General features: G+C 69.6%; 9 protein-coding genes and 3 tRNA genes. 7 read left to right on the forward strand and 5 right to left on the reverse strand.

The window, feature by feature from the left end; translation table 11 throughout:
- The first annotated feature begins 59 nt into the window (after positions 1 to 59).
- Entirely contained in the window at positions 60 to 329 is a 270-nt protein-coding gene (locus ACFUN8_RS11055) for a GlsB/YeaQ/YmgE family stress response membrane protein (protein WP_382561829.1), read from the forward strand.
- Positions 330 to 335: 6 nt separating this feature from the next.
- Here the strand turns inward: ACFUN8_RS11055 and ACFUN8_RS11060 are convergent, their stop codons facing one another.
- The 3 genes from ACFUN8_RS11060 to ACFUN8_RS11070 form a co-directional block, all read right to left on the reverse strand.
- A complete protein-coding gene (locus ACFUN8_RS11060; protein ID WP_383634464.1) occupies positions 336 to 995 on the reverse strand; it encodes an alpha-ketoglutarate-dependent dioxygenase AlkB family protein in 660 nt (219 codons plus the stop codon).
- A gap of 95 nt (positions 996 to 1,090) precedes the next feature.
- Entirely contained in the window at positions 1,091 to 1,849 is a 759-nt protein-coding gene (locus ACFUN8_RS11065; protein ID WP_383634466.1) for an HNH endonuclease, read from the reverse strand.
- Positions 1,850 to 2,394: 545 nt separating this feature from the next.
- Positions 2,395 to 2,883 carry a YajQ family cyclic di-GMP-binding protein gene (locus ACFUN8_RS11070; RefSeq protein ID WP_383634468.1) on the reverse strand — a complete coding sequence of 163 codons (489 nt, stop codon included), beginning with the start codon at positions 2,881 to 2,883 and terminating at the stop codon, positions 2,395 to 2,397.
- A 226-nt stretch (positions 2,884 to 3,109) separates the two neighbouring features.
- Between ACFUN8_RS11070 and ACFUN8_RS11075 the strand changes: the two genes are divergently transcribed.
- Positions 3,110 to 3,191 (forward strand) — tRNA-Tyr (locus tag ACFUN8_RS11075).
- A 58-nt stretch (positions 3,192 to 3,249) separates the two neighbouring features.
- Here the strand turns inward: ACFUN8_RS11075 and ACFUN8_RS11080 are convergent.
- Positions 3,250 to 3,909, reverse strand: coding sequence for an SDR family oxidoreductase (locus tag ACFUN8_RS11080; RefSeq protein WP_383634470.1), 660 nt, complete (start codon positions 3,907 to 3,909; stop codon positions 3,250 to 3,252).
- Positions 3,910 to 3,981: 72 nt separating this feature from the next.
- Positions 3,982 to 5,226, reverse strand: coding sequence for an amidohydrolase family protein (locus ACFUN8_RS11085; protein WP_383634471.1), 1,245 nt, complete (start codon positions 5,224 to 5,226; stop codon positions 3,982 to 3,984).
- A 321-nt stretch (positions 5,227 to 5,547) separates the two neighbouring features.
- Here ACFUN8_RS11085 and ACFUN8_RS11090 point away from each other — a divergent pair.
- The 5 genes from ACFUN8_RS11090 (at position 5,548) to ACFUN8_RS11110 (ending at position 6,997) form a co-directional block, all read left to right on the forward strand.
- A tRNA-Thr gene (locus tag ACFUN8_RS11090) sits at positions 5,548 to 5,620 on the forward strand.
- 47 nt (positions 5,621 to 5,667) lie between these two features.
- Positions 5,668 to 5,740, forward strand: a tRNA-Met gene (locus tag ACFUN8_RS11095).
- An 84-nt stretch (positions 5,741 to 5,824) separates the two neighbouring features.
- Positions 5,825 to 5,989 (forward strand): 50S ribosomal protein L33, encoded by a 165-nt coding sequence (gene rpmG / locus ACFUN8_RS11100; protein WP_003956487.1) that lies wholly within the window; start codon positions 5,825 to 5,827, stop codon positions 5,987 to 5,989.
- Positions 5,990 to 6,107: 118 nt separating this feature from the next.
- Positions 6,108 to 6,563, forward strand: a complete 456-nt coding sequence (locus ACFUN8_RS11105; protein WP_383634472.1) for a MaoC family dehydratase N-terminal domain-containing protein — start codon at positions 6,108 to 6,110, stop codon at positions 6,561 to 6,563.
- Positions 6,563 to 6,997: a MaoC family dehydratase gene (locus ACFUN8_RS11110; RefSeq protein WP_383634474.1), complete on the forward strand. Its 435-nt coding sequence runs from the start codon at positions 6,563 to 6,565 to the stop codon at positions 6,995 to 6,997. Before ACFUN8_RS11105 ends, ACFUN8_RS11110 begins: the two co-directional genes overlap by 1 nt.
- Positions 6,998 to 7,047: the final 50 nt, after the last annotated feature.

Raw genomic sequence — 7,047 nt, forward strand, 5'->3', positions numbered from 1 at the left:
CGCGCCCCGCCCGTAGGGCGTCTTCCCGTACAACACCGCACGAAAGGCAGGTTCACGGCATGACCATCATCGGCTGGCTCGTCCTCGGACTCCTCGCCGGAGCCGTCGCCAAGATCCTGCTGCCCGGCCGGGACCCGGGTGGCCTGGTCGGCACGACCCTCATCGGTATCGCGGGCGCCTTCATCGGCGGCTGGATATCGTCCCGCTGGCTGGACCGCCCGATCACCAGCGACTTCTACGACGGCGCCACCTGGGCGGCGGCGATCGGCGGCTCACTGGTGCTGCTGATCATCTACCGCCTCCTCTTCGGTCACTCCCGCTCCCGCTGACACGGCTCAGCCGCCGAGCCCGGTCTCGCGCAGCGTGATGTTCAGCCGCCCGGCGCGCATCCCGCTCGCCGGGTCGGCGGTCCCCGGACACACCTTGGGGACGCCGTGGAACGCGAACCGGGAGGGCCCGCCGAAGACGAAGAGATCGCCGGACACCAACTCGACATCCGTATAAGGACGCGTCCGCGTCCGCGTGTTGCCGAAGCGGAAGACACAACTGTCCCCGATGCTCAGCGACACCACGGGCGCCCCGGACTTCTCGTCCTTGTCCTGGTGCATGCCCATCGTGGCCGCGCCTTCGTAGAAGTTGACCAGCGCGGTGTCCGGCGCGTAGCCGGCCCCGGCGCCCTCCCCGTACGCCTCGTCGACCGCCGCGCGCCCCAACTCCCCAAGCCACGCGGGGAACGCCGCGACCCGCTCGCCGTTCACATCCCCGGCGGTACGCGTGTAGCGGTACGGCTGCCAGTGCCACCCCAGACAGACCGTCCGCACGGACATCACGCCCCCGTTGGGCAGGGTGGTGTGCCGCATGGGCACGGGCCCCCGCGCCCACCCCCGGCACGCCTCCACCAACTCCCGCTGCCGCGCGACCCCCAGCCACCCGGGCACATGCACGGCCCCGTCACCGACAACGGCCCGCACCCGCGGAAACAACGCCTCACCCATGTCCGTACCGCCACTCCAGTGTGAGCGCCGTCGTTTGCCGACCCGCGGCCGTTGGACACGACCCTGAGGGTCCCGGAACGACGCGTCCCGCGCGGTCACTCATCCGTCTCCCAGAGGCCGCGGGTGCCGAGGGAGACTTTGGGAAGCTCCTGGTCGTCTCTCTCTGCCTCGAAGAAGTCCAGCTCCGTGGGGTCCAGGTCCAACGCCACGCAGACCTCCTCATGGAGCACGACGAAGGCCATGAACCTCTCGTTCTCCCAGTCCTCGTAGTCGTCCCTGCCGCTCCCGCTGAAGACGGAAAGCTTGAGATCGAACACGTCGTCCGCCCAGTTTCGGTACCAGTCGAAGACGTAGTCCGCCGCTTCGCCGACGCCCTCATCCCCCAGTTCGCCCAGCTTGTCGGTGGCCACGCGGGCGACGGACGCCGCCCTTCGGCACCCTTGCAGATTGCCGGTCGGAAAGCCGTGGGAGGAGTACCCCACTGCCAAGATCAGGTCGGAGATGGACTTGTGCCATCCAGTGATCTCGCTCTGGAACAGCCGGTACGCCCGGATGAGACCGGCTCTCGGTGAAGGATCCTCCGGCGCCACGCGGTTGGGGTCCGAGAGCCGCAGCAGCTCCTTGTAGCGGAACATGGCCTGGCGGTCGATGTCTCCGCGATCGAAGCGGGTGTGACAGTTCGGGCACAGGACAACCATGTTGTGGAAATCGTGCCTCTGGACACGGTGCCAGGGCACGATGTGCGCGATCTCCAGAGGAGCCGCGCGGCACGTCGGTATCGCGCACCGGTGGCCCGCCTCGACGAAGAGCTGCCGGGCTAACGGTCGAGGCACCTTGGTGCGGTTCGTGGCCATGCGAAAAGCGTAGTAGGTGCCACCGACAGTGCGGCCGGGCACCGCGGGACCTCACTTTCGGCCGAATGAGAGTAGTGGCTGGAGGGCAGGCAGTCTCGATGCGGTCCCGACGTCGCTCGCTTGCTCACGAGCGGCCGGACCGACGCGATCAAGTGCACGAACTGGGCGCACCTCTGGGGCGCATGGGGATCAGGGCGAACAGGGCCCTAGCGAAGGCGCACGGCGAGGCGTATGCGGCATGGGGCCAGCGCGCCCGGCCGGACAGGGCAGGAGCTCACCCTTGTCCAGGTGCCGGACCGAGAGAGCACGCACGACCTGCGCCACTTCTACGCCTCGGCGCTCGTCAAGCACGGGGAGAGCGTGAAGACGGTGCGGCGCCGACTCGGTCACCAGAAGCCATCCATCGTGCTCGATACGTCCACGCAACTGGTGGCCAGACGAGGAGGACACAACGCGGGCCGCGATCGAGGCGGTCCTCGGCGATGTGCCCGCGTTGTGTCCCCCAGCCCGACTCACTTCCGGTTGGTGCAGGTCAGGCGCACGTATCAGCGGTAGTTCACGTACTGCAGCGCGAAGTCGAAGTCCTGCCCCTTCAACAGCGCCTGCACGGACTGGAGATCGTCCCGGCTCTTCGAGCTGACCCGCAGCTCGTCGCCCTGCACGAGCGCCTTGACGCCCTTGGGGCCCTCATCGCGGATGATCTTGGCGACCTTCTTCGCGTTCTCCTGGGAGATGCCCTCCTCGATGGAGGCGAAGATCTTGTACTCCCTGCCGGACTGCTGCGGCTCGCCCGCGTCCAGCGCCTTCAGCGAGATGCCCCGCTTGATCAGCTTGGACTGGAAGACGTCGAGGATCGCCTTGACCCGCTCCTCGCTGGTGGCCTCCATGAGGATCTTCTCGCCGGACCAGGCGATCGAGGCTCCGACGTTCTTGAAGTCGTACCGCTGGGAGACCTCCTTCGCGGTCTGGTTGAGGGCGTTGTCGACCTCCTGCCGCTCGACCTTCGAGACGATGTCGAAACTGGAGTCGGCCATGTCCTGTGGCTCCTTGTATCGGGTACTGGAAAGGGTGCCGCGACTCTCGCCGCGACCGATGCCGAAATTCAGGCCGTGCTCCCGGCCCGCTCCCGCAAAGCCTAGTCATCTCCCCCCTCTTCCGGCCTGATCAATCCGGTGGCGGAGCACCCCCACGCATCGGGTATCGTTTACGTCGTTGCCACGGAGCAGCGCCCACAGCGCCCATCCCGCAGCGACATCCCATGGCGGTGTGCCCGAGTGGCCAATGGGAGCGGACTGTAAATCCGCCGGCTTAGCCTTCCCAGGTTCGAATCCTGGCGCCGCCACACGGAAATGATGGCCCCCGGCCTGCGGAGACGCAGACCGGGGGCCATCTTCGTATCCTCAGACCGCCGACGCCGCGTTCTTCACCGCGTCCGCGACCGGCACCGTGCCGCTGATCAGCTCCAGCGTCAGGCCCGCCGTCGCCGGTGACTCCACCAACTCCGCCAGTGTCGCGGCCACATCGTCCCGTGGCACCGGGCCACGGCCCGTCGACGGCGCCAGGTTCACCAGGCCCGTGCCCGCGTCGTTCGTCAGCATTCCCGGGCGCAGCACCGTCGTGTCGAGCCCCTCCTTGGACAGGACGTACGCGTCCGCCGCGCCCTTGGCCCGCAGGTAGTGGTCGAAGATGTCGTCGCCCTCGTGGTCCGGGTCGGCGCCCATGGACGAGACGATCACATAGCGCCGTACGCCCGCCCGCTGCGCCGCGTCGGCGAAGAGGACCGCCGCGCCCCGGTCGACGGTGTCCTTGCGCTCCGTGGAGCTGCCCGGTCCCGCCCCGGCCGCGAAGACCGCCACGTCCGCGCCCTCCAGCGCCGCGGCGGCCTCGTCCGGCGAGGCCGACTCCAGGTCGAGTACGACGGCTTCGGCGCCCGCCTCCCTCAGCGCCTCCGTCTGTTCGGGTTTGCGGATGATGCCCGCGACCTCGTGTTCGCGCGCGGCGAGCAACCGCTCCAGCCGCAGCGCGATCTGACCGTGTCCTCCGGCGATGACAATTCGCATGGTCACGACCGTACGTCCGACGGGCCGTCACCGCTCACGCACCACCTCCGTAAGAGGCGTGATCCGCGCGGCCTACGGCGCCGACTCGGGCCGCCCCTGCCGCCCCTGTCGCGGGAGGTCCAGCGCCACGGCCACCGCCGAGTCGCAGTACTCCCGTACGGCGTTCGTCCGGGCCACCACCCGGCCCCGGTGGATGACGATCCTGCTGTACGCCAGCGACAGCACCCCCTCCAGCCGCTCCCCGCGCACCGCCAGCAACTCGGCGGGAAACCCCGCCTCCACCCGTACCTCCGGCAGCCGCATGGCCTCCCGCGCGACCGTGCTCACCGCTTCGTACGCCTCCGCCGCACGCAGTCCTCCTTGGGAGGCCAGCAGATACGCCGCCTCCAGCGGATCCCCGCGCCCCACCGGGTTCGCCACGTCCCGTACGGCCCCGCTGCCGGCCGCCACCCGCACACCGGCGGCACGCAGCAGCCGTACGGGCGCCATGCCCCGCTGCTCGACACCGCCGCAGCCGCCCTGGGGCAGACAGACGACCGTCACGCCCGCCGCCGCCAACTGGTCGGCCGCCCGGCCCGCGGCGTCCGCCGGCAGCCGGGACAGACCGGCACAGGGCCCGATCGAGACGCCGGGCCGCAGCCCGCCCGCCATCGCCGCGAGACGCGCCAGCCGGGCCGGGTCGCCACCGTCCGTATGGAGGTCGACGGGACAGCCGTGCTCGGCGGCGACGCTCAGCACCGCTTCCACGTACCCGGTCGGATCGGGGTCGAGGTCGGGGCAGCCGCCCACCACCCCCGCGCCCATCTTCACCGCGTCGCGCAGCATCGCGAGCCCGTCGGCCCCAGCGACCCCGGTCAGCAGGCGCGGTACGGCGACGACCGTCAGATCGCCGAGCCCGCGCAGCGAACGCCGCGCCTGGAGCACGGCCCCCAGCGGGGCCAACTCCTGCGCGTCACCGATCCGCACATGCGTACGCAGCGTGGTCGCGCCGTGTCCGACCTGGAGCAGCGCGGCCTCGGTCGCGCGGCGCTGGACGTCGTCGGGGTCGTACGACACGGGCCCGTCCGACGTCACGGCGCTCAGCGCGGTGTCGCTGTGCGCGTGCGGTTCGGCGGGGGCGGGCAGGAGCAGATGCCCGTCGAGGTCCACGCACGCGCCGAGCGCGGTGAGACTGCCGGCGGTGCCGACGGCCTCGATACGGCCGCCGCTCAGCCGTACGTCGACGACCCGGCCGTCGGTGAGCCGGGCCCCGCGCAGCAGCAGCGCGGTGGCGTTCGCCGTGGCGCCGTGTGACGGCTGCGGCTGGCTGTCGGGCATCGTGCTCCTGGGCTGGGTGGCTCTGACGTGCAAGATCACGCGGCGTGCGTCGAGCCTAGAGGCGCCCCGGGCGGGCTTCGAGGAGGAAGGGAATAGTCATACCGGCGTGGCTTTCTGTGGTGTACAGAGCGCCTTCCGCCCCCGTGCGCGGGCCCCTCACCGAGGCCCCCCAACGCCCGTGCCGCACCCTCGCCGCGCCCTCCCAACGCCCGCCCGGCACCCGCCCCGAGACGGAAGGGACAGGTGGGACGAGAGCCGGACGAGAGACCGGGAAACGGATTTGGGCGATCGGCGACGGACCGTGTAATGTCTTCATCGCTCGCCCCAATAGCTCAGTCGGTAGAGCGTCTCCATGGTAAGGAGAAGGTCTACGGTTCGATTCCGTATTGGGGCTCTGGTGTACGGCGCTCCTCGCCCTCGGGCGAGGGGATCCGACATCACAGCGGTGTAGCTCAGTCGGTAGAGCAAGCGGCTCATAATCGCTGTGTCACCGGTTCAAGTCCGGTCACCGCTACACACGGTAGCCGATGGTGGGGGCGATCCTTCGATCGGCTACTCTTTTATGCGTTAACCCGTCAATCTGTCCAGGAGCACTCACGTGGCTGCCACCGACGTCCGCCCGAAGATCACGCTGGCCTGCGTGGAGTGCAAGGAGCGGAACTACATCACCAAGAAGAACCGGCGTAACAACCCGGACCGTCTTGAGATGAAGAAGCACTGCCCTCGTTGCAACTCGCACACGGCTCACCGCGAAACGCGCTGAACCAGGCTCGTACCCGAGGCCGTCCCCTTAACGGGGGGCGGCCTCGTGTCGTTTGCCGTGCCCGATCCATAGTTGTGCACCATTCATCAGGGCAGTCTCATCAGGAGGGAACGAGTCCATGGCGCTCGACCAGTCCTTCGTTGGGCGGACCTATCCGCCGACCGAGCCGTACGAGGTCGGCCGGGAGAAGATCCGCGAGTTCGCCGAGGCGGTGGGCGACGCCAATCCCGCGTACGCCGATCCGGACGCGGCGAAGGCCCTCGGCCACCTCGATGTGATCGCCCCGCCGACCTTCGTCTTCGCGATCACCTTCAAGGCGGCGCGCGACGTCATCGCCGATCCGCAGCTCGGTCTCGACTACAGCCGGGTCGTGCACGGCGACCAGAAGTTCGCGTACACCCGTCCTGTGCGGGCCGGCGACCGGCTGACGGTCACCTCGACCATCGAGGGCATCAAGTCCATGGCGGGGAACGACATCCTCGACGTCCGCGGCGAGGTGCACGACGAGGCGGGCGCGCACGTCGTGACCGCGTGGACCAAGCTGGTGGCGCGCGGCGCCGAGGAGGGGGAGTGATGACGGTGGCCACGCAGATCACCTACGCGGACGTCGAGGTCGGCACGGAGCTGCCGACCGGGACGTTCCCGGTGACGCGCGACACCCTGGTGCGGTACGCGGGCGCGTCCGGGGACTTCAACCCGATCCACTGGAACGAGAAGTTCGCCCTGGAGGTCGGGTTGCCCGACGTCATCGCGCACGGCATGTTCACCATGGCCGAGGCGGCGCGGGTGGTGACCGACTGGGTGGGGGACCCGGGGGCCGTCGTCGAGTACGGCGTCCGCTTCACCAGGCCCGTCGTGGTGCCCAACGACGGGACGGGCGCGGTCATCGAGGTGACCGCCAAGGTCGGCGCCAAGCTCGACGACAACCGCGTGCGGGTGGATCTGACGGCGACCAGCGAGGGCAAGAAGGTGCTGGGGATGTCCCGCGCCGTCGTCCAGCTGGCCTGAGTCGATCCCTGAGCGTCCGATGCCGGGCGGCCCCGCGCGAGGGGCCGCCC

This window comes from Streptomyces sp. NPDC057307 (genome assembly GCF_042667665.1).
GTDB lineage: Bacteria > Actinomycetota > Actinomycetes > Streptomycetales > Streptomycetaceae > Streptomyces.